This is a genomic window from Mycolicibacterium sp. MU0053, from assembly GCF_963378095.1.
GTDB classification, from domain to species: domain Bacteria; phylum Actinomycetota; class Actinomycetes; order Mycobacteriales; family Mycobacteriaceae; genus Mycobacterium; species Mycobacterium burgundiense.
On record NZ_OY726397.1, the window covers coordinates 3,232,855 to 3,252,350 of the forward strand.

18 protein-coding genes are annotated in these 19,496 nt (G+C 69.3%); 8 read left to right on the top strand and 10 right to left on the bottom strand.

The window, feature by feature from the left end; translation table 11 throughout:
* The first annotated feature begins 6 nt into the window (after positions 1–6).
* Positions 7–1,311, top strand: coding sequence for an arabinofuranan 3-O-arabinosyltransferase (gene aftC / locus RCP80_RS15100; RefSeq protein WP_373693352.1), 1,305 nt, complete (start codon positions 7–9; stop codon positions 1,309–1,311).
* Positions 1,308–1,742: a peptide-methionine (R)-S-oxide reductase MsrB gene (msrB, locus tag RCP80_RS15105; protein WP_308478446.1), complete on the top strand. Its 435-nt coding sequence runs from the start codon at positions 1,308–1,310 to the stop codon at positions 1,740–1,742. The genes aftC and msrB overlap by 4 nt, the downstream gene beginning before the upstream one ends.
* Here msrB and hemQ read toward each other — a convergent pair whose 3' ends face one another.
* The 3 genes from hemQ to hemE are packed head-to-tail and all read right to left on the bottom strand — an operon-like array spanning position 1,743 to position 4,882.
* The gene (gene hemQ, locus RCP80_RS15110; RefSeq protein ID WP_308478447.1) at positions 1,743–2,435 is read right to left on the bottom strand and encodes a hydrogen peroxide-dependent heme synthase; all 693 of its coding nucleotides are present in this window, start codon (positions 2,433–2,435) and stop codon (positions 1,743–1,745) included.
* Positions 2,436–2,457: 22 nt separating this feature from the next.
* Complete coding sequence (locus RCP80_RS15115) at positions 2,458–3,810, bottom strand: protoporphyrinogen oxidase (protein ID WP_308478448.1); 1,353 nt, start codon at positions 3,808–3,810, stop codon at positions 2,458–2,460.
* A 7-nt stretch (positions 3,811–3,817) separates the two neighbouring features.
* Positions 3,818–4,882 carry a uroporphyrinogen decarboxylase gene (gene hemE, locus RCP80_RS15120; RefSeq protein ID WP_308478449.1) on the bottom strand — a complete coding sequence of 355 codons (1,065 nt, stop codon included), beginning with the start codon at positions 4,880–4,882 and terminating at the stop codon, positions 3,818–3,820.
* 217 nt (positions 4,883–5,099) lie between these two features.
* Here hemE and RCP80_RS15125 point away from each other — a divergent pair, with 217 nt between their 5' ends.
* Both RCP80_RS15125 and RCP80_RS15130 read left to right on the top strand, forming a co-directional pair.
* On the top strand, positions 5,100–5,636 hold the full coding sequence (locus tag RCP80_RS15125; protein WP_308482858.1) for a DUF3000 domain-containing protein: 537 nt from the start codon (positions 5,100–5,102) through the stop codon (positions 5,634–5,636).
* A 1-nt stretch (position 5,637) separates the two neighbouring features.
* Entirely contained in the window at positions 5,638–6,969 is a 1,332-nt protein-coding gene (locus tag RCP80_RS15130) for an HRDC domain-containing protein (protein WP_308478450.1), read from the top strand.
* On the opposite strand, the gene RCP80_RS15135 is transcribed toward RCP80_RS15130, so the two are convergent.
* Complete coding sequence (locus tag RCP80_RS15135; RefSeq protein ID WP_416223199.1) at positions 6,966–8,147, bottom strand: prolyl oligopeptidase family serine peptidase; 1,182 nt, start codon at positions 8,145–8,147, stop codon at positions 6,966–6,968. The genes RCP80_RS15130 and RCP80_RS15135 overlap by 4 nt on opposite strands.
* A gap of 31 nt (positions 8,148–8,178) precedes the next feature.
* Positions 8,179–10,092 (bottom strand): 1-deoxy-D-xylulose-5-phosphate synthase, encoded by a 1,914-nt coding sequence (dxs, locus tag RCP80_RS15140; protein WP_308478451.1) that lies wholly within the window; start codon positions 10,090–10,092, stop codon positions 8,179–8,181.
* 182 nt (positions 10,093–10,274) lie between these two features.
* On the opposite strand from dxs, the gene RCP80_RS15145 reads away from it, so the two are divergent.
* Entirely contained in the window at positions 10,275–11,510 is a 1,236-nt protein-coding gene (locus tag RCP80_RS15145; RefSeq protein ID WP_308478452.1) for a polysaccharide pyruvyl transferase family protein, read from the top strand.
* Here the strand turns inward: RCP80_RS15145 and nhaA are convergent.
* The 3 genes from nhaA to RCP80_RS15160 form a co-directional block, all read right to left on the bottom strand.
* On the bottom strand, positions 11,494–12,816 hold the full coding sequence (gene nhaA / locus RCP80_RS15150; protein ID WP_308478453.1) for a Na+/H+ antiporter NhaA: 1,323 nt from the start codon (positions 12,814–12,816) through the stop codon (positions 11,494–11,496). The genes RCP80_RS15145 and nhaA overlap by 17 nt on opposite strands.
* 81 nt (positions 12,817–12,897) lie before the next feature.
* Positions 12,898–14,079: a class I SAM-dependent RNA methyltransferase gene (locus tag RCP80_RS15155; RefSeq protein ID WP_308478454.1), complete on the bottom strand. Its 1,182-nt coding sequence runs from the start codon at positions 14,077–14,079 to the stop codon at positions 12,898–12,900.
* Positions 14,076–16,073: an APC family permease gene (locus RCP80_RS15160; RefSeq protein WP_308478455.1), complete on the bottom strand. Its 1,998-nt coding sequence runs from the start codon at positions 16,071–16,073 to the stop codon at positions 14,076–14,078. The genes RCP80_RS15155 and RCP80_RS15160 overlap by 4 nt, the downstream gene beginning before the upstream one ends.
* A 96-nt stretch (positions 16,074–16,169) precedes the next feature.
* Here RCP80_RS15160 and RCP80_RS15165 point away from each other — a divergent pair, with 96 nt between their 5' ends.
* Together RCP80_RS15165 and RCP80_RS15170 are read left to right on the top strand one after the other, a co-directional pair.
* A complete protein-coding gene (locus tag RCP80_RS15165) occupies positions 16,170–16,853 on the top strand; it encodes a potassium channel family protein (protein ID WP_308478456.1) in 684 nt (227 codons plus the stop codon).
* Positions 16,850–17,515 (top strand): potassium channel family protein, encoded by a 666-nt coding sequence (locus RCP80_RS15170; protein WP_308478457.1) that lies wholly within the window; start codon positions 16,850–16,852, stop codon positions 17,513–17,515. Before RCP80_RS15165 ends, RCP80_RS15170 begins: the two co-directional genes overlap by 4 nt.
* A gap of 3 nt (positions 17,516–17,518) precedes the next feature.
* Here the strand turns inward: RCP80_RS15170 and RCP80_RS15175 are convergent, their stop codons facing one another.
* A complete protein-coding gene (locus RCP80_RS15175; RefSeq protein WP_308482860.1) occupies positions 17,519–18,163 on the bottom strand; it encodes a DUF3159 domain-containing protein in 645 nt (214 codons plus the stop codon).
* Between the two features lie 63 nt (positions 18,164–18,226).
* On the bottom strand, positions 18,227–18,595 hold the full coding sequence (locus RCP80_RS15180; RefSeq protein WP_308478458.1) for an OB-fold nucleic acid binding domain-containing protein: 369 nt from the start codon (positions 18,593–18,595) through the stop codon (positions 18,227–18,229).
* Between the two features lie 134 nt (positions 18,596–18,729).
* Between RCP80_RS15180 and RCP80_RS15185 the strand changes: the two genes are divergently transcribed.
* Complete coding sequence (locus RCP80_RS15185; RefSeq protein ID WP_308478459.1) at positions 18,730–19,434, top strand: alpha/beta hydrolase; 705 nt, start codon at positions 18,730–18,732, stop codon at positions 19,432–19,434.
* The last annotated feature ends 62 nt before the right edge of the window (positions 19,435–19,496 follow it).

The window sequence follows — 19,496 nt, forward strand, 5'->3', positions numbered from 1 at the left end:
TGTAGGTTGCGGTGCGTGACGGCACCTGACTCGACCCATCACGGCCCGCGCAACGCCCTGCTCGCGGCCTTTCGCCCGCGCACCAGCGCGCCGCGGACCGCGGACGTCCTGCGCTCGATCCTGTGGCCCATCGCGATCATGTCGATCTTCCACCGCACCTATGTGCTGGCCACCAACGGCTACATCACCGACGATTTCGGGCCGGTGTACACCGCGGTCGTCAACTTCAAGCTGGGCCTGCCGGTCTACACCGGCAACTTCGACTTCGTGGATCCGCACTACCTGTACCCGCCGGGCGGCACCCTGCTGCTGGCGCCGTTCGCGTATCTCCCGGTCGATGCCTCGCGCTACTGGTACATCACGTTCAACACCGTGGCGATCCTGCTGGCCGCCTACTTCCTGCTGCGGCTGTTCAAGCTGTCGCTGACCTCCGTCGCCGCGCCGGCGCTACTGCTGGCGATGTACGTCACCGAATCGGTGACCAGCACCCTGGTCTTCACCAACATCAACGGCTGCATGCTGCTGGCCGGGGTCTTGTTCTTCCGTTGGCTGCTGGACGGCCGGACCAGTCGAGAATGGCTGGCGGGCGTCGCGATCGGCCTGACCCTGGTGATCAAACCCTCGCTTGCGCCGCTGCTGCTGCTGCCGGTGTTGAATCGCCAGTGGCGGCCGCTGGTCGGCGCCTTCGGGATTCCGCTGGCATTCAACGCCGTGGCGTGGCCGTTGGTGGCCGACCCGATGAACTTCGTGCACCGGACCATCCCCTACATCCTGGGCACCCGGGACTACTTCAACTCCTCGATCCTGGGCAACGGCGTGTATTACGGCCTGCCGACCTGGCTGATACTCACGCTGCGAATCCTGTTCCTGCTGTTGGCAATCGGCAGCCTCTACCTGCTGTACCGCTACTACCGGACCCGGGATCCGCTGTTCTGGATGCTGACGTCGTCCGGGGTGCTGCTGACCGCGTCCTACCTGGTGCTGTCGCTGGGGCAGGCCTACTACTCGATGATGCTGTTCCCGTTCCTGATGACGGTGGTGCTGCGCAATTCGGTGCTGCACAACTGGCCGGCCTGGCTGGCCATCTACGGCTTCTTGACGATGGACCGCTACCTGCTCTGGCACTGGCCGACCACCGGTCGGTACCTGGAGTACATGAAGATCACCTACGGCTGGTCGCTGCTGCTGATCGTGGTGTTCTGCGTGTTGTACTTCCGCTACCTCGACGCCAAGGCCGACCAACGTCTTGATCAGGGTATTGACCCAGCTTGGATGACGCCGGAGCGGCCGCGCGCTAGCGTGGACGCATGACCCGCACCCAGCCGACGGATCTTCCGCCCGCCAAGGTCGCCCTCACCGACGACGAGTGGCGTCAGAAGCTGACCCCCGAGGAATTCGCGGTGCTACGCCAGGCCGGCACCGAACGCCCCGGCGTCGGCGAATACGTCGACACCCACACCGAGGGCGTCTATCAGTGCCGGGCCTGTGGCGCCGAATTGTTCCGCAGCTCAGAGAAATTCGATTCGCACTGCGGATGGCCGTCGTTCTTCGACCCGTCGCAGTCCGACGCGGTGATCCTGCGTCCCGACGACTCCCACGGCATGCGCCGGGTGGAGGTGCTGTGCTCCAGCTGCCACAGCCACCTCGGCCACGTGTTCACCGGCGAGGGTTACCCCACGCCCACCGACCAGCGCTACTGCATCAACTCGATCTCGCTGCGGCTGGTCGCCACGGAGCTCTGATCAGGGCAACGCGTTGATCAACTGCTCGGGGCTGACCCGCGGCCCGGTGTAGAACGGCGTTTCCTCCCGCACGTGGCGGCGCGCATCGGTGTAGCGCAGCTTCCACATCAATTCGACGATGCGGGCCAGGTCCGGGCCTTCGAACGCGAGCACCCACTCGTAGTCGCCGAGCGCGAAGGCCGGCACCGTGTTGGCCCGCACATCCGGGTACTCGCGGCCCTCCATGCCGTGCTCGACGAGCATCCTGCGACGCTCCTCGTCCGGCAGCAGGTACCACTCGAGCGAGCGCACGAACGGGTAGACGCAGATGTAGTCGCCGGGGTCCTCGCCCGCGACGAAGGCCGGGACGTGGCTCTTGTTGAATTCGGCGGGGCGGTGCAAGGCCACCACACTCCACACCGGGTCGCTGGCCCGGCCCAGGGTCGTGCGGCGGAAATCCCGGTAGGTGGCCTGCAGCGACTCGACCCGCTCGGAATGCGTCCACATCATGAAGTCCGCGTCGGCGCGGAAACCGGCCACGTCGTACAGACCGCGAACCACCACGCCGTTGTCTTCCTGCTGTTTGAGGAACGTCGACGTTTCCTCGACGACGGCGGAACGGTCCTGCTCCAACGCCTCCGCCTGGGCGGCGAACACCGAGATCATCATGTATCTCGTCATGGAATTGAGGGCGTCATAATCCAACTTGGCCATGGCTCCATCGTGCCACCGGAGACTAACGCGACCCCCACCGGGCCACCTCGGCCGCGGCCCGGCTCGCCGCGGCCACGCAGGCCGGCACGCCGATGCCGTCGAGGTAACTGCCGGCCACCGCCAGGCCGCGCGGCAGCCCGGCCCGGATCTCGGCCGCGATCGCGGCGTGGCCCGGACCGTACTGCGGCATCGCGTCCAGCCAGCGCTGCACGCGCACGTCGACGGGGTCCACCTCGATGTCGAAGATCGTGCCGAGGTCGCGCAGCGACCAGGCCAACAACTCGTCGTCGGAGGCGCTGCGGGCGATGCTGTCGCCGAAGCGGCCGAACGACAACCGCAGCAACTCGGCGTTGCCGCCGCGGCCCCACTTGCGGCTCGACAGCGTCAGCGCCTTGGCGTGCAACCGCTCACCGGTCGCCACCAGCACGCCCGAGCGTTGCGGCAGCGGGGTGCCGCCCGGCACCGCCAGCGCCACCACCGCCGACGACGCCGTCGCCACCTTGGCCGCCGCGGCCGCGCTGCGGGGCGCCACCGAGGCCACCAGCGGGGCCAGCCGCGGCGCGGGCAGCGCCAGGATCACCGCGTCGGCCCGGAAGTGTGCGCCCTCGTCGTCGCGCACCATCCAGCGGGGCCCGTCGGCGGCCACGGCCTCGACCGTGGTCTGCACCCAGCTCAACCCGCTCTGTTCCACCAGCGCCCGCAGCAGCACCTCGTAGCCGCCCGCGACGGCACCGAACACCGGGGCGCCCGTGGTGGGCGGCAGCGCGGACCGCACGGCCGCGGTCAGGCTCGGGGCGCCGCGGTCCAGCGCGGCCACCACGGTCGGTACCGCCGCGCGCATCCCGATGGTCGCGGCCGAACCCGCGTACACCCCCGCCAGCATCGGGTCGACGGCGCGCGCGACCACCTGCGCGCCGAACCGGTCCCCCACGACGTCGCCGACCGCGGGGTCGGCGCCGGGCCGCCACGGCATCGGACGCGACGGCTCGGCCGTCATCCACTCCAGCACGTCGTCGCCGACGAGCCCGCTCATCGAGGCCGCCGAGCTGGGAATCCCGTTGACGGTCTCGGCCGGCAGCGGATGCAGCCGGCCCCCGCAGTACAGCAGCGGTCGGATCCCGGTGGTGCCGACCTGGGTTGCCGCCAAACCCAATTCGGCCAGCAATTCCGGGACCTCGGGGCGGCGCACGACGAACGCCTCGGCACCGACGTCCAGCGGTTGGCCCGCGACCCGTTCGGTGCGCAGCACCCCGCCGAGCCGGTCGGCGGGGTCGAATACCGTGATCGAGGCCTCCGGGCCCACCAACCGGCGCAGTCGGAAGGCCGCGACCAGACCCGAGATGCCCCCGCCGACGATGCAGTACGCGGCCGTCACGGCGACCTCACAACGAGTGCACCAAGGCCACCAGGTCGGTCAGCACGCCGGGATCGGTGGCCGGCATGACACCGTGACCGAGGTTGAACACGTGGCCGGCGGCCCCGGCGGCGATCGCCGCCCGGCCGTCCTCGACGACGCCGCGGGCGCACCGCTCGACGGCGTCCCAGCCGGCCATCAGCACGGCCGGGTCGAGGTTGCCCTGCAGTGCCCGGTTCGGTCCGACCCGCCCGGCCGCCGCCGTCAGCGTGGTGCGCCAGTCGACGCCGACGACTCGCGCCGGCCCCGCGCCCAGTGCCTCGGACATCGCGCCCAGCAGTTCCGCCGTGCCGATGCCGAAGTGCGTCATCGGCACGCCGGTGTCGGCGAGGCTGGCGAACACCCGGGTGCTGTAGGGCAGCACGTGCTCGCGGTAGTCGGCCAGCGACAGCGCCCCGGCCCAGGAGTCGAACATCTGGATCGCGTCGACGCCGGCGGCGATCTGCAGCCGCAGGAACTCCTCGGTGACGCCGGTCAACGCCTCCATCAGGGCGTGCCAGGTCGCCGGTTCGCCGTGCATCATCGCCTTGGTGTGCTCGTGGTTGCGGCTGGGACCGCCCTCGACCAGATAGGACGCCAGCGTGAACGGTGCGCCCGCAAAGCCGATCAGCGGCACCTCACCCAACTCGCCGACCAGGTTCGTCACCGCCTCGGTCACCGGCGCCACCTGATGGGCTTCCAGGGGCTTGACCCCGGCCACGTCGGCGCTGGTGCGGATCGGGTGCGCGATCACCGGGCCCACATCGGGGACGATGTCCAGGTCGATTCCGGCGGCCCGCAGCGGCACCACGATGTCGGAAAAGAGGATCGCCGCGTCCACGCCGTGGCGTCGGACCGGCTGCAGGGTGATCTCGGTGACCAGATCCGCATTGAAGCAGGATTCCAGCATGCTGCGATGCCGTTCCCGCAGCGCGCGGTACTCCGGCAGCGATCGACCGGCCTGCCGCATGAACCAAACGGGCAGGTGGCGGGGGGTGCGGCCGCTGACGGCAGCCAGATACGGCGAATCGGGTAGCTCACGGCGGGTGTTCATCGGCTTTCATGCTGCCATCGCAGCTCGGAAGGGGCCAAAACAGCGAAATTGGCTCGCTCCACCTCCGCACGCGTTCCGCCCCTGCAAGCGGGGACCCCAGCGCGGGATCGTCGACTCGGCGCCCGGCGCGCCTGCGCCCGTAGCTGGGCCAACAGGGCTAGCGTGAATCGTCGTGACGTCCGGCGACCCGGCAGAATTCCGCGCGGCGGTAGCTGCGATGAGCGACGTGGCTGTCCGCCCGGAGATCGAACTCGGCCCCATCCGCCCACCGCAGCGGCTGGCGCCGTACAGCTATGCCGTGGGGGCGGAGGTCAAACAACCCGACCTCGCGGTGGTGCCCGAGCAGTCCGAGGGCGACGCATTCGGCCGCTTGATCCTGCTGCATGACCCCGATGGTGCCGACGCCTGGTCCGGCACCATGCGCCTGGTCGCCTATATTCAGGCTGACCTCGATTCCAGCGAGGCGGTGGACCCATTGCTTCCGGAGGTGGCCTGGAGTTGGTTGGTGGAAGCCCTGGAGTCGCGCTCCGAACAGTTCACCGCCCTGGGTGGGACGGTGACGTCCACGACCTCGGTGCGCTACGGCGACATCTCCGGTCCGCCGCGAGCCCATCAGCTGGAACTGCGCGCGTCGTGGACCGCTTTGACCCCGGATCTGGGCACCCACGTCCAGGCCTTCTGCGAAGTACTCGAGCACGCCGCGGGGCTCCCGCCGGACGGGGTCACCGACCTCGGATCGCGGTCCCGCGCCTGACATGAGTGAGCACGCTCCCCCGGATCCCGCGGACGAGTCGGCCGAGGAAGCCGTCGCCGACCCCATACCGCTGACCGCCCCTGCCGACGGGGTGCCCGCGCTGTCGGTCTATGCCAACGAAATTGCCGGGGCCGCAGAGTTTTTGGCGACCGGCCAGGGACCGTTCGCGGTCGATGCCGAGCGCGCGTCCGGTTTCCGGTACTCCAACCGGGCCTACCTGATCCAGATCCGTCGCGCCGGTGCCGGCACCGTACTGATCGACCCGGTCAGCCACGGCCGCGATCCGCTGGCCACGCTGCGTCCCATCGCAGATGTGCTCGACGAGGACGAGTGGATCCTGCATGCGGCCGATCAGGATCTGCCGTGCCTGGCCGAACTCGGGATCCGGCCACCCGCGTTGTATGACACCGAATTGGCCGGGCGCCTCGCCGGGTTCGACAAGGTCAACCTGGCCGCGATGGTGCAGCGGTTGCTCGGCCTGGGCCTGGCCAAGGGGCACGGCGCCGCTGACTGGTCCAAGCGCCCGCTGCCGGATGCGTGGCTCAATTACGCGGCGCTGGATGTCGAGGTGCTGCTGGAGTTGCGGGCCGCGATCGCGGCTGAACTGGAGGCACAGGGTAAATCCGACTGGGCCGCACAGGAATTCGAGTTCTTGCGCACCTATGAGGCGGCTCCGACGCGCCGTGACCGGTGGCGGCGCACCTCGGGCATCCACAAGGTGCGCACGCCGCGCGCGCTGGCCGAGGTCCGCGAGCTGTGGCAGGTGCGCGATCACATTGCGCGCCGCCGCGATATCGCACCGGGGCGGGTACTGCCGGACTCGGCCATTGTCGAGGCCGCCCTGGCGGACCCGAAGACGCTCGACGAGCTGGTGAAGTTGCCGGTGTTCGGCGGCCCCAAGCAACGCCGGAGTGCGCAGACCTGGCTGGACGCCCTGGCGGCGGGCCGCACCAATCCCGATCTGCCGCAACGGTCCGAGCCGCAGAACGGCCCACCCCCTGCGGTGCGGTGGAGCAAGCGCAAACCCGAGGCCGCCGCCCGGCTCGAGGCCGCGCGCGCCGGGCTGTCCGCGCTGTCGCAGCGGGTCCATGTCCCCAGCGAGAACCTGGTGTCCCCCGACCTCGTGCGTCGGCTGTGTTGGGACTGGGCGCCGACCGACGACATCGCGGCGGCCGTCGAAGCGTTTTTGCGCGACGGTGGCGCGCGTCGGTGGCAGCGCGAGTTGGTGGTGCCGGTGCTGACGGCGGCGCTGGCCGCCGCGGCGGTCGAGCCGGACGATTCGGCCGAAGCCGCGGCACCGGCCGAACTCGAGGAGCCGGCGGAGCCGGCCTAGTCGGCGAACATCGCCCGCAGCCACGGCGTCGAGTCGGCCATGGAGGCCAACACCGCGCTGCTGTGGTCGTCGTCCGGATACACCTCGAGCGTGACGTCCTGACCGTTGGCGACCAGTTGCTCGTGGAACTTGAGCGTCAGGTCCGGCGGCACGTCCCGGTCCTGCAGGCCCACGCCGAGGAAGATCGGCCGGTCGAACCCGGTGTGCGGGGTGCCCATGTAGTCCTCGACGAAGGCGTCGAAGCCGGGAATCGAGGCCACCGGCGCAGTGAAGAAGCCCGGCAGGGTCATATCGGTCAGCGTGTCAGCGAGAGCGTGGGTGCACATGGTCTCGGCCTGATCGGCCGCGGCCCGCCCGGCCGGGGTCAGCACCGAGTCGATGTCCAGGTGCCGTCCGGCCTCCCGCAGGGCCGCCACGATGTAAGCGGTGTAGGCGTTGGCGACCGGCGCCAGGTCAGGTACCTGCATGTCGGGCCCGGCCCGCTGCACCAGCGACACCACATTGGCCGGGGTGCCGGTGGCGACCACACCGCGGTACTCCAGCCCGGAGCCCGCGCTGAACTCGGTGGCCCAGCGCGCGGTGTCGATGGCCGCTCCGCCGCCCTGCGACTGGCCGACCACGGCCCACTGCGGCGACACCGGCACGTCCAACTTGTGCGCGGCGATCACCGAGTCGACGATCCCGTGCGCGGTGGTGGTGCCGTTCAGGTAGCTCATCAGCCCCGGCGTGCCCAGCCCGGCGTAGTCGGCCCCGACCACCAGGTAGCCCTGATCCAGCCAGTGCGTGAGGTACTCGTTGTCGCGAACGCTGCGCGGTTGCGCCGACGGGGTGCAGTCGTCGCCGAGCCCCACGGTGCCGTGCGCCCAGGCGATCACGGGCCAACCGCCTTGCGGTGGCGTGCCTTTGGGTACGAACACCGCCGCGGTGCCGACCGCGGGCTGCTGATGTTGATCGGTGGTCGAATACAAAATCCGGTAGGCCCGACTCGCTCCGGCCACCGACAGCGCCGGATCCAGCGGCACCGCCTCGATCAGGGCACCGGGGGCCGGGATCGGGCCGTCGTAGTGTCGCGCGTCGAGCCCGGACCAGTTCGGGGTGGCCGCGGCGGCTACCGCGGGGGCCAGCGCCAGGGCGGTCATGAACAACAACACCGTGCCCAGTACCCGCGCTACGGCCATGCTGATCGGCCGGGCGGGCCCGGTCCACAAGTTATTCGAGATGTCCGCTCACTTCCGCTTCATTTGTCGAGGTGCCCAGTGCGGCAACCCAGCCCGTGATTCGTCGGGCCACATGTTGATCGGTCAGGCCGATCTCGTCGAGGATCTCGCCACGCGAGGCGTGTGCCAGGAACTCTTGCGGCACCCCCACGTCGCGGCACGGTACGTCGATTTCGTTGTGGCGCAACGCGGCCGAGACGGCCGATCCGATGCCGCCGGCCACGCCGTTGTCCTCCAGCGTGACCACGAGTTGGTGTTCGAGCGCCAACCGGCCGATCAACTCCGGCACCGGCAGCACCCAGCGGGGATCGATCACGGTCACGCCGATGCCCTGGGTCCGCAACCGCTGCGCGGCACCCAACGCCAAACCCGCCATCGAACCGACCGCGACCATCAGCACATCGGCGGTGAGTCCGTCGGCCGGCTCGGCCAGCACGTCCACGCCGTCAACCCGGCGGATCGCCGGAATGTCTTCTCCGACATCGCCCTTCGGGAATCGCAGCGCGGTGGGTCCGTCCTTGACGGCCAGCGCCTCACCGAGCGCTTCGCGCAGCGTGCTGGCGTCCCGCGGTGCGGCGACCCGCATGCCCGGCACCACACCCAGGATCGACAGATCCCACACGCCGTTGTGGCTGGCGCCGTCGGGTCCGGTGACCCCGGCCCGGTCGAGGACCATCGTGACCGGCAGCTTGTGCAGTGCGACATCCATCATCACCTGATCGAAGGCACGGTTGAGGAACGTCGAATACACCGCGACCACCGGATGCATGCCGCCCATCGCCAGGCCCGCGGCCGAGGTCATCGCGTGCTGTTCGGCGATGCCGACGTCGAAGAGCCGGTCCGGGTAATGCTGGCCGAACGGCGCCAGGCCCGTCGGGCCCGGCATGGCCGCGGTGATCGCCACCACGTCGCGACGCTTGCGCGCCAGCCGGATCAGCTCATCGGAGAACGTCGCGGTCCACCCCGGCGCCGACTCCGAGGTCGCCATCCCGGTCACGGGGTCGATGACCCCGCACGCGTGCATCTGCTCGGCCTCGTCCGCCTCGGCGGGCCCGAAACCCATACCCTTGCGCGTGACGACGTGGACGATCACCGGCGCGTTGAACGCGCGGGCATGCCGGAGCGCGCCCTCCACCGCGTGTTCGTCGTGGCCGTCGATCGGACCGACGTACTTCAGGCCCAGGTCGGTGAACATCGCCTGCGGTTGCAGCGCATCCTTGAGGCCGGCCTTGACGCTGTGCATGCACTGATAGCAGAACTCGCCGATGACGGGCATGCCGCGCACGGCGGAGCGGCCCTTCTCCAGCAGCTTCTCGTAGCCCGGTTGCAGGCGCAGCGCAGCAAGGTGATCGGCCAACCCCCCGATGGTGGGCGCGTAGCTGCGCCCGTTGTCGTTGACGACGATCACCACCGGCCGCTTGGCGGCGGCGATGTTGTTCAGCGCCTCCCAGCACATCCCGCCCGTCAGCGCGCCGTCGCCGACGACGGCGACGACGTGGCGGTTACGGTGCCCGGTCAGCTTGAAGGCCTTGGCCAGTCCGTCGGCGTACGACAGCGCCGCCGAGGCGTGGCTCGATTCCACCCAGTCGTGGTCGCTCTCCTCGCGGCTCGGATAGCCCGACAGGCCGTCCTTCTTGCGCAGCGAGTCGAAGTCCGAGCACCGCCCGGTGAGCATCTTGTGGACGTAGGCCTGGTGGCCGGTGTCGAAGATGATCGGGTCGTGCGGGGAGTCGAAGACCCGGTGCAACGCCAGCGTCAACTCGACGACGCCGAGGTTTGGGCCGAGATGTCCACCTGTGGCAGCCACCTTGTGGATCAGGAAATCGCGGATTTCGTGAGCCAAGTCACTCAATTGTGACTGCGAAAGGTGCTGCAGATCAGCGGGACCGCGGATCTGTTGAAGCATTCCGTCAGTCTACGCAGAACGTCGGATTCGCTCGCGTTGTGTGCCCCACACCCGCGTGGCTCGGCACGGCAACGGGTATCCGCACCTACTCGGTGTCGGCGACGCTGCCGTAAGCTGTTCACAGCCTTTTCACAGCAATCTCCACAGCAGCGGCACAGGAACACCGGGACGGGAGGTCTGACATGGGTGCGCGTCTACCCGCGACCGATCCCGCGCTGATCTATCTGGTTGCCCCAGCCGGCAACCCCAACTACGGCGACGAGTTCATTCTGCGGGCCTGGTTGCGCTACCTCGCCCGGGTCCGCCCCGGCACCGAGGTCGTGGTGGACTGCCACACCCCTGGGCAGGCCGCCGTATTGCTGCGGCATTGCCACCCGCGGGTCACATTCGTCGACACCGTGTGGCGCATCTGCTTCGAATCCGCGGATCAATCCGCCGACCAGGCCGTCGCGCTGGCCGCCGACGTGCTCGACAATCCCGGCCGGCTGCCGCGCATCGTCTCCGGCGTCGAACTGCTGACCCGCGCCGACACCGTGCACCTGGTCGGCGGCGGCTACCTCAACACCGTGTGGCCGCACCATCTGTCGCTGCTGGCCACCGCCGCGGCCGCCGCCCAGCAATTCGGGGTTCGGGCGGTGGCCACCGGCCAGGGCCTGCTGCCCACCGGCGGCGACGACCGGCGGGCTTTGACCCAGAAGCTGGGATCGAGCTTCGCGCTGTTCGATGTGCGCGACCGGCCGTCGCTGGACGCCCTGGCCGACAGCGGGTGTCCGACCTCCTTCACCGGCGATGACGCCTGGCTCGGGGTCGACGACGACGGCGTGTACGACCGCGAGTCGCCGGCGGCAGCCCGTGACGTGGTGTTCTGTCTGCAGTCGGACCTGATGGACGACCACGACGACAATCGCGGCGTCGAGGGCCTGGCCGCGGCCGTGTCGCAGCTGATCCAGCAGTGGCGGCTACGCGGTGAGCAGGTGGCCTTCGTCGAGGGGTTGCCGGGCGCCGACCGCCTGGTCTATGACCGGGTGGCGGCGCAGCTGCCCGGGGCGCTTTTTGTGCCGTTTACCGACCTGTGGAACCGGGGCGTCCCGGCGCGGGCCGGACAAACCTGGGTCAGCACCCGGTTCCATCCGCATCTGCTGGCCGCAGCCGTCGGGGCCAGCGGTGTCGCGGTGTCCGGGCGCACCGACTACTACCCCATCAAGCACGAGTCGCTGGTGGCGGCCGGTTCCCGTTGGCAGGTCAGCGTGGCCGGTGCGCTGCCGGAGTCCCCGCCCGCCGACGGCGGATTCGACGCGGCCACGGTGGCCCGGTTGCGGGCGGACAAGCTGGCGCTGGCCGCGCAGCTCTACCCGCCCCCGGCCCCGCCACCGTCTCGGATCCGCCGGGCGATCCGCGGGATCAGCCGGTTTCGGTAGGTCCGCGGTCCGGGTCCCGGCGTTGATACACATCGGGCACGCCGTCGCGGTCGTCGTCGCGTGCCTCCAGTTCCGCGATGCGGCGGTAGGTCGCGTTGCGGCTCAGCAGCACGGTGGCGGCCAGCAACGCCGAGGCCAGGCTGCCGCACAGCACCCCGATCTTGACCTCGGTGCCGTAGGTGGTGCCGGCGCCGAAGGCCAACTCACCGATCAGCAGTGAAACCGTGAACCCGATCCCGGCCAGCATCGACACGCCCAGGACGTCGCGCCAGGCCAGGTCGTCGTCGAGGCGCGCCCGGGTGAAGCGGGCCAGCAGGTAGGTGGTGCCCAACACGCCGATGGGTTTGCCGAGCACCAGCCCGGCCAGCACGCCGAGCGTGACCGGTTCGCGCAGCGCTTCGGTGAAACCGATGTCGCTGATCGTCACCCCCGCGGCGAAGAAGGCGAACACCGGTATCGCCAGCCCGGCCGAGACCGGCCGCGCCAGGTGTTCAAGACGTTCGGTGGCGGCGTGCTTGCCGATCACCGGAACGGTGAATCCCAGCACCACCCCCGCGATGGTGGCGTGCACGCCGCTGGCGTGGACGAATGCCCAGGTAACAGCGCCCAGCGGCAGCAGTATCCACAACTGTCCGACGCCGCGCCGAACGGCCAGGGCGTAGAGCCCGCCCGGGATCAACGCCAACAACAGCGGGCCGAGGTTCAGGGTTTCGGTGTAGAACACCGCGATCACGGTGATCGCCAGCAGGTCGTCGACGACGGCGAGGGTCAGCAGGAACGTCCGCAGCGCGAGGGGAAGGTGGCTGCCCAGCACCGCGAGCACCGCGACTGCGAACGCGATGTCGGTGGCCGTCGGTACTGCCCAACCCCTCACGGTGTCGGCCGAACCCGCCGCCACCTGGACCCCGACGAAGATCAGCGCCGGCACCACCATGCCGCCCACCGCGGCCACCACGGGCAATGCTGCCTTTGCCGGATTGCGGAGATCCCCGGCGACGAACTCGCGCTTGAGTTCCAACCCCACCACGAAGAAGAACACCGCCAGCAGACCGTCGGCGGCCCAGGTGGCCAGGGTGAGGTTCAAGTGCAGGGACTCGGGCCCGATCGTCACGTTGGACAGCCGGTCATAGGCCGCCGACCACGGGGAATTCGCCCAGATCAGCGCCGCGGCCGCCGCCACGAACAAGATGATGCCGCCGACGGTTTCCCGCCGCAGCACATCGGCGATGCGGGACGCCTCGGGCCAGGATCCGCGGGCGAACAAACGCGTACCGGAGGTCGGGTGATTACTTTGTTCGGAGGACATGACCACCTTTGCTGATCGGGACACAGTTAATCGCCGCCGACCAGACTTCCCGGCACACCGTCGCTCAGCCTAATCGAGGCTTCAGCGGCTCAGCAGCGCGAAGCACTCCACGTGGTGCGTCAGCGGAAAGGCGTCGTAGACGCGGAGTTGTTCGACGGTGTACCCACGTTCCCGGTAAAGCCCGACGTCCCGCGCAAACGCGGCTGCTTCGCAACCGATGTGGATGATTCTCGGCACATTCGCGGCGGCAATGAGATCGATCACCTCGCGGCCGGCCCCGGCACGCGGCGGATCCAGCACCGCGACGTCGGCGGTACTGCCACCCGCCGCGCCCGCGTCGGACAGGGCGCGTCGCACCGAGTCGGTGACCAGCCGGACCTGTGGGAGATCGGCCAGCGCCGCCCGGCCCGCACGCACCCCCGCCCGGGAGGTGTCGATGCTGAGCACCCGGCCGTCGTCGCCGACGGCCTCCCCCAGCACCGCGGCGAACAACCCCGCGCCGCCGTAGAGATCCCAGGCCGCCATCCCGGGCTGCAGCTGCGCCCATTCCGCGATGCGCCGGCTGTAGGTCTCCGGGGCCTCGCGATGGGCCTGCCAGAAGGCAGTGACGGGCAGTCGCCAGGTGCGCGCACCGACCCGCTGCACCCCCTCGTAGTCGCCCTCGACCACCCGGGTTCGGCGGCGCTGACCGCCGCACACCACGTGGCGGTTGCCGTCGTCGTCGCGGACGACGTGCACCTGATCGCCTTCCCGGAACTGATCCTCGGGCAGGGCCTCGACCAGTCCCTCCGACAGCTGGCCGCACCGCACCTCGGTGATCAGTTCGGAGCTGCGATAGCGATGCACGCCGGCGCGGCCGTCGGCGCCGACCTCCAGGCGCACCCGGGTGCGCCAGCCGGTGGGCGTACCGGCGCCCACCGGTTCGGCCACGCCCTGCCAGTCGAAGCCGCCGAGGCGCTGCAGCTGGTTGGCCACCACCTCGCCCTTGATCCCACGCAGTGCCGCCGGATCGATGAAGGCTTGATCGCAACACCCGGCGCCGTCGTGGCCGGCCATCGGACACAGCGACTCGACCCGGTCGGGCGAGGCTTCGAGCACCTCGACGGCGTCGGCGTGCCAATAGGATCCGCGCTCGTTGGTGACGTTCGCCCGGACGGTCTCGCCGGGCAACGCGTAACGCACGAACACCACCCGACCGTCGTGGCGTGCCACGCAGCTGCCGCCGTTGGCGGGGGCGCCCACTGTCAAGGTCAAGGTGTTCAACTGACGATGCCCCGTCGGGTATCGCCGGGTGCCGAGCCCGGCGGCCGGGTGATGTTCACCCGGTCCGACGAATTGAGCTGCCACGGAACCGAAGTCACCATCACGTTGGGCATGAACAACAGTCTGCCCTTGAGTCGCAACGCACTCTGGTTGTGCAGCACGCCCTCCCACCAATGACCGACCACATACTCGGGAATGAACACAGTGACCACCGTTCGTGGGGATTCGTTGGTGATCCGTTTGACGTAGTCGAGCACCGGTCGGGTCACCTCTCGATAGGGCGAGGCGATGACCTTCAGCGGCACCGACACGTCGCTATCCTGCCACTTGTGCACCAGTTCCCTGGTCTCGGCGTCGTCGACGCTCACGGTGATGGCTTCCAGGGTGTCGGGGCGGGTCGCGCGGGCGTAGGCCAGCGCCCGCAGCGTAGGCAGGTGCAACTTGGAGACCAACACCACCGCGTGGTTGCGGCTGGGCAGGGTGACCTCGTTGGCCTCGGCCTCGTCGCGGACTAGCTCCTCGGCCACGGCGGCGTAGTGCCGATGGATGGCCTTCATCAGGATGTACAACGCGACCATCGCGACCACGGCAATCCAGGCGCCGGCGACGAACTTGGTGACCACCACCACCACCAACACGGTGCCGGTGCACACGAACCCGACGGTGTTGACCATCCGGGACCGGATCATCCTGGCCCGTTCGGCCGGATCGTCCTCGGTCTTCAGGTGATGCGTCCAGTGCCGCACCATGCCGATCTGCGACAGCGTGAACGAGACGAACACCCCGACGATGTAGAGCTGGATCAGCGCGGTGACCGAGGCCTGGAAGGCCACCACGATCGCCACGGCCGCGATCGCCAAGAACAGGATCCCGTTGGAGAACGCCAGCCGGTCGCCGCGGGTGTGTAATTGCCGCGGCAGGTAACTGTCCTGGGCCAGAATCGATCCCAACACCGGGAAACCGTTGAACGCGGTGTTGGCCGCCAGCACCAGAATCAGCGCCGTCACGACGGTGATGAGCACGAAGCCCAGGTGGAAGCTACCGAATACCGACTGTGCCAGCTGAGCCACCAAGGTCTTCTGGTGGTAATCGGCCGGGGCGCCCACCAGCTGCGTCGCCGGATCCTCGGCGATCTGCACGCCGAGCTTGTTCGCCAGCACGATGATGCCCATCAACAACGCGATCGAGAGTCCACCGAGCATCAGCAGCGTGGTGGCGGCGTTCTTGGACTTGGGTTTCCGGAATGCGGGGACACCGTTGCTGATGGCCTCGACCCCGGTCAGAGCGGCGCAGCCGGACGAGAACGACCGTGCGACCAGGAACACCAGCGCGAAACCCAACACTTCGCCGTGCTCGGACTGCAACTCGAAGCCGGCGGATTCGGCCTGGAGCGGATCGCCCAGCACGTAGATCCGGAACAGGCCGTACCCCAGCATCAGGAAGATACCGACGATGAACGCATAGGTGGGAATGGCGAACGCGATCCCGGACTCGCGGATGCCGCGCAGATTCATCGACATCAGCACCACGATCGCCAACACCGCGAACAACACCTTGTGCTGGGCCACCAATGGCACCGCCGAGCCGATGTTCGCCATGGCCGCCGACATCGAAACCGCGACGGTCAACACGTAATCCACCATCAGCGCGCTGGCCACCGTGACCCCGGCGGCCGGGCCCAGGTTGGTGGTCACCACTTCGTAGTCGCCGCCGCCGGACGGATAGGCGTGCACATTCTGCCGATAGCTCGCGACCACCACGAGCAACACGAAGGCCACCGCCAGCCCGATCCACGGCGTCATCGCATAGGCGCTGATCCCCGCTACGGACAGCACCAGGAAAATCTCCTCGGGCGCATACGCCACCGAGGACATCGCATCGGAGGCGAACACCGGGAGGGCGATGCGCTTGGGCAGCAGCGTGCTGCCGATCCGGTCACTGCGGAACGGCCGACCCAACAGCAACCGCCTGGTGGCGGTCGAAAGCTTGGACACGAGGTCCAAGAGTATGCCTAAGCGTCGTTAGCGGTAGCGTTCCGGCGTACCGTCTCCAGGGCAACCCGCAAGTACAGGCCGAAAGGGTTTTGCACAGTGCGCGTAGTGGTGATGGGCTGCGGTCGGGTGGGCGCCGCCTTGGCGGATGCGCTGGCCCGGATCGGCCACGATGTGGCCGTGATCGATCGCGACAGTTCGGCGTTTCAGCGCCTGCCTGCCGACTTCCCCGGCGAACGCGTACTCGGCATGGGGTTCGACCGTGACGTGTTGCTGCGGGCCGGAATCGAGAGCGCCGGCGCGTTCGCCGCGGTGTCCTCCGGCGACAACTCCAACATCATCTCCGCGCGGGTGGCGCGCGAGAACTTCGGCGTCGAACGCGTCGTCGCGCGGATCTACGACGCCAAACGGGCCGCGGTCTACGAGCGCCTCGGCATCCCGACCATCGCCACCGTGCCGTGGACCACCGACCGGCTACTCAACGCGCTGACCCGCGACGCGGAGACCACCAAGTGGCGCGACCCCACCGGATCGGTGTCCGTCGCCGAGGTCGTCCTGCACGAGGATTGGGTGGGCCGGCGGCTGACCGACCTCGAAAGCGCGACCGGCGCCCGGGTGGCGTTTCTGATCCGGTTCGGCGAGGGCATGCTGCCCGAGATCAAGACCGTGCTGCAGGCCAGCGACCAGGTGTACATCGCCGCACTGGCCGACCACCTCACCCGGGCGATGGGGGTGGCCGCGTTGCCGCCCAGCCCGGACCTCGACTCCGAAGGCGGACGATGAAGGTCGCGATAGCCGGGGCCGGAGCGGTGGGTCGCTCCATCGCCCGCGAACTGTTGGAGAACTCCCACGATGTGACGCTCATCGAGCGCAACGCCGAACACATCGACGTCGACGCCATCCCGGCCGCGCACTGGCACCTCGGCGACGCCTGCGAGTTGTCGCTGCTGGAATCGGTGCGCGCCGAGGAATTCGACGTGATGATCGCCGCGACCGGCGACGACAAGGCCAACGTGGTGCTTTCACTGCTGGCCAAGACGGAGTTCGCGGTGCCGCGCGTGGTGGCCCGGGTCAACGATCCGCGCAACGAGTGGCTGTTCGACGAGGCCTGGGGCGTCGACGTCGCGGTGTCCACCCCGCGCATGCTGGCCTCGCTGGTGGAGGAGGCCGTGGCCGTCGGCGACCTGGTGCACATCATGCAGTTCCGCAAGGGCGGCACCAACCTGGTCGAGATCACCCTGCCCGACGACACCCCGTGGGGCGGCAAACCGGTGCGCAAACTGGACCTGCCCCGCGACGCCGCGTTGGTCACCATTCTGCGCGGGCACCGGGTGATCGTGCCGCAGGACGACGAACCGCTCGAAGGCGGCGACGAGTTGCTGTTGGTCACCACCCCCGAGGTCGAGGACGAACTGCGGGCGCTGCTGCGACCGCCGTCGGTCTGAGCTTCAGTCGCGGCCGGTGACGTCGGCCCCGGGGGTATCGGCCGAGGCGTCGACGGCGGGCGCCGGCGCGCCCTGGTTGACGGCATGGATGGCGCGTTGGGCCGTCTTGATCGCCAGGTAGGTACCGAGCGCCAGCGCCGCGGTCAGCGGCCAGCCCATCGCGATGCGGGCCACCCCCAGCCAGCCGGTCTGATCGGCATCGTAGAGGTGCTGCTGGACCAGGAACCGGGACGCGAACAGCACCGCCCAGGCCAGCGTGGCGATGTCGAAGGCCCGGGTGGCCCGGCGCACCGACCGCCATTGATGGCCCTGCCCGTTGGTCCAGCCCCAGACATAACCGACGACCGGTCGGCGAATGAGCACCGAGATGCCGAACACCGAGGCCCAGAACAGCGATGTCCAGATGCCGAGCAGGAAGTAGCCTTTGGACTCCCCCATCAGGTAGGCGATCAGCGCGCAGATCCCGACCCCGAAGAATCCGGAGATCGCCGGCTGAGTGGTCTCCCGTCGCGCGAGTCGCCACACCAGGATCACCGTCGCGGCGACGAGCGCCGAGATGATCGCCGGCATCAGGCCGAACAGCGAGGAGATGGGCACGAAGACCAGTACGGGCAGCGACGAGTAGATCAGTCCACTCACGCCACCCATCTGGTCGAGCAGGCCTTGGGCGCCGGTGCGTTTGTCTGTCAAAGTCCCAGTGTTCGTGTCGGATCAGCGGATTTCGTAGTGCGGGTTGTAGATCGCCTTGGTGCCGTTCTCGAGCGTGCCGAGCCGACCGCGGACCAGCAGTGAACGCCCGGACTCGATGCCGGGAATCCGCCGTTGCCCCAGCCACACCAGCAGGACCGTGGCCGTACCGTCGAACAGTTCGGCCCGGACCCCGCCAGCGCAGCCCTTGGCGTTGGTTTCCACACTACGCAGGGTGCCGACGATGGTGACTTCCTGACCGCGCTTGCTGTCGATCGCGCGCTGCGCGCCGGTGTGCGCGGCCTCATCGGTGAGCTCTTCGACGTCGCGCTGTTCGGGGTCTTCCGTCAGCCGACGGGTGAGCCGACGCAGATAACCTGCGGCCGTAGCCATGGCTTCTCCTGCTTCTTCGTTGCACTCGTTGTGCGAGCTGCCCTCGCCACCGTAGACCCCTGCGTACCCAATTGCCACGAGGCGCTACCCGCCCCCGCATCCGGCGTTCCGCGCACACCAGGCACCATCACTGAATGGCTGTTGACCTCCGCGGTGTCCGCACCGTGCTGCTGCCCGGAACCGGCTCCGACGACGACTACGTCCGACGGGCGTTCGGCCCTGCTCTGCGCGCCGTCGGGGCCGTGGCGATCACCCCCGCCACGGTGCCGCATCGGCTCATCGACGCCTACCGACAGGCGCTGGACGAGGCCGCCGAGGCGGGTCCGATCGCGGTCGGCGGGGTGTCGCTGGGGGCTGCCGTGGCGGTCGCCTGGGCGCTCGAGCATCCGGGGCGGACGGTGGCGGTGCTGGCGGCCCTACCGGCCTGGAGCGGTGACCCGCGGGAGGCGCCGGCCGCCGCGATGGCCCAACTGTCGGCGCAGCAGTTGCGCAGCGACGGCCTGGCCGCAGCCACGGCACGGATGCAGCAGTCCAGCCCGGGGTGGCTCGCCGCGGAGTTGGCCCGGTCCTGGGCGGGTCAATGGCCCGATCTGCCCGACGCGATGGAGCAGGCCGCGCGCTACATCGCCCCCACCGCATCCGAGCTGACCGCCCTGCGGCCGCCGCTGGGGGTCGCGTCGGCGGCCGACGATCCGGTGCACCCGCTCGAAATCGGCGCCGAGTGGGTGGCGGCCGCCCCGAGGGCCGCGCTGCGCACCGTCACGTTGGCGCAGTTCGGTGCGGATCCGGGGGCCTTGGGTGCGGCGTGTCTGGCCGCGCTCGACGACGTGGCCGACTGACCGGCTCGAACCGATTGTCTCGCTCCTGCGCCGCCGCTGGCGCGTCGGCTCCGTCGACTCGA

Bases quoted from the DNA above. Each gene is read 5' to 3' on its own strand.
- msrB (WP_308478446.1), top strand. From the start codon at position 1,308: ATGACCCGCACCCAGCCGACGGATCTTCCGCCCGCCAAGGTCGCCCTC.
- hemQ (WP_308478447.1), bottom strand. From the start codon at position 2,435: ATGGCCAAGTTGGATTATGACGCCCTCAATTCCATGACGAGATACATG.
- hemE (WP_308478449.1), bottom strand. From the start codon at position 4,882: ATGAACACCCGCCGTGAGCTACCCGATTCGCCGTATCTGGCTGCCGTC.
- RCP80_RS15125 (WP_308482858.1), top strand. From the start codon at position 5,100: ATGAGCGACGTGGCTGTCCGCCCGGAGATCGAACTCGGCCCCATCCGC.
- RCP80_RS15130 (WP_308478450.1), top strand. From the start codon at position 5,638: ATGAGTGAGCACGCTCCCCCGGATCCCGCGGACGAGTCGGCCGAGGAA.
- RCP80_RS15135 (WP_416223199.1), bottom strand. From the start codon at position 8,147: ATGGCCGTAGCGCGGGTACTGGGCACGGTGTTGTTGTTCATGACCGCC.
- dxs (WP_308478451.1), bottom strand. From the start codon at position 10,092: ATGCTTCAACAGATCCGCGGTCCCGCTGATCTGCAGCACCTTTCGCAG.
- RCP80_RS15145 (WP_308478452.1), top strand. From the start codon at position 10,275: ATGGGTGCGCGTCTACCCGCGACCGATCCCGCGCTGATCTATCTGGTT.
- nhaA (WP_308478453.1), bottom strand. From the start codon at position 12,816: ATGTCCTCCGAACAAAGTAATCACCCGACCTCCGGTACGCGTTTGTTC.
- RCP80_RS15170 (WP_308478457.1), top strand. From the start codon at position 16,850: ATGAAGGTCGCGATAGCCGGGGCCGGAGCGGTGGGTCGCTCCATCGCC.
- RCP80_RS15175 (WP_308482860.1), bottom strand. From the start codon at position 18,163: ATGGGTGGCGTGAGTGGACTGATCTACTCGTCGCTGCCCGTACTGGTC.
- RCP80_RS15180 (WP_308478458.1), bottom strand. From the start codon at position 18,595: ATGGCTACGGCCGCAGGTTATCTGCGTCGGCTCACCCGTCGGCTGACG.
- RCP80_RS15185 (WP_308478459.1), top strand. From the start codon at position 18,730: ATGGCTGTTGACCTCCGCGGTGTCCGCACCGTGCTGCTGCCCGGAACC.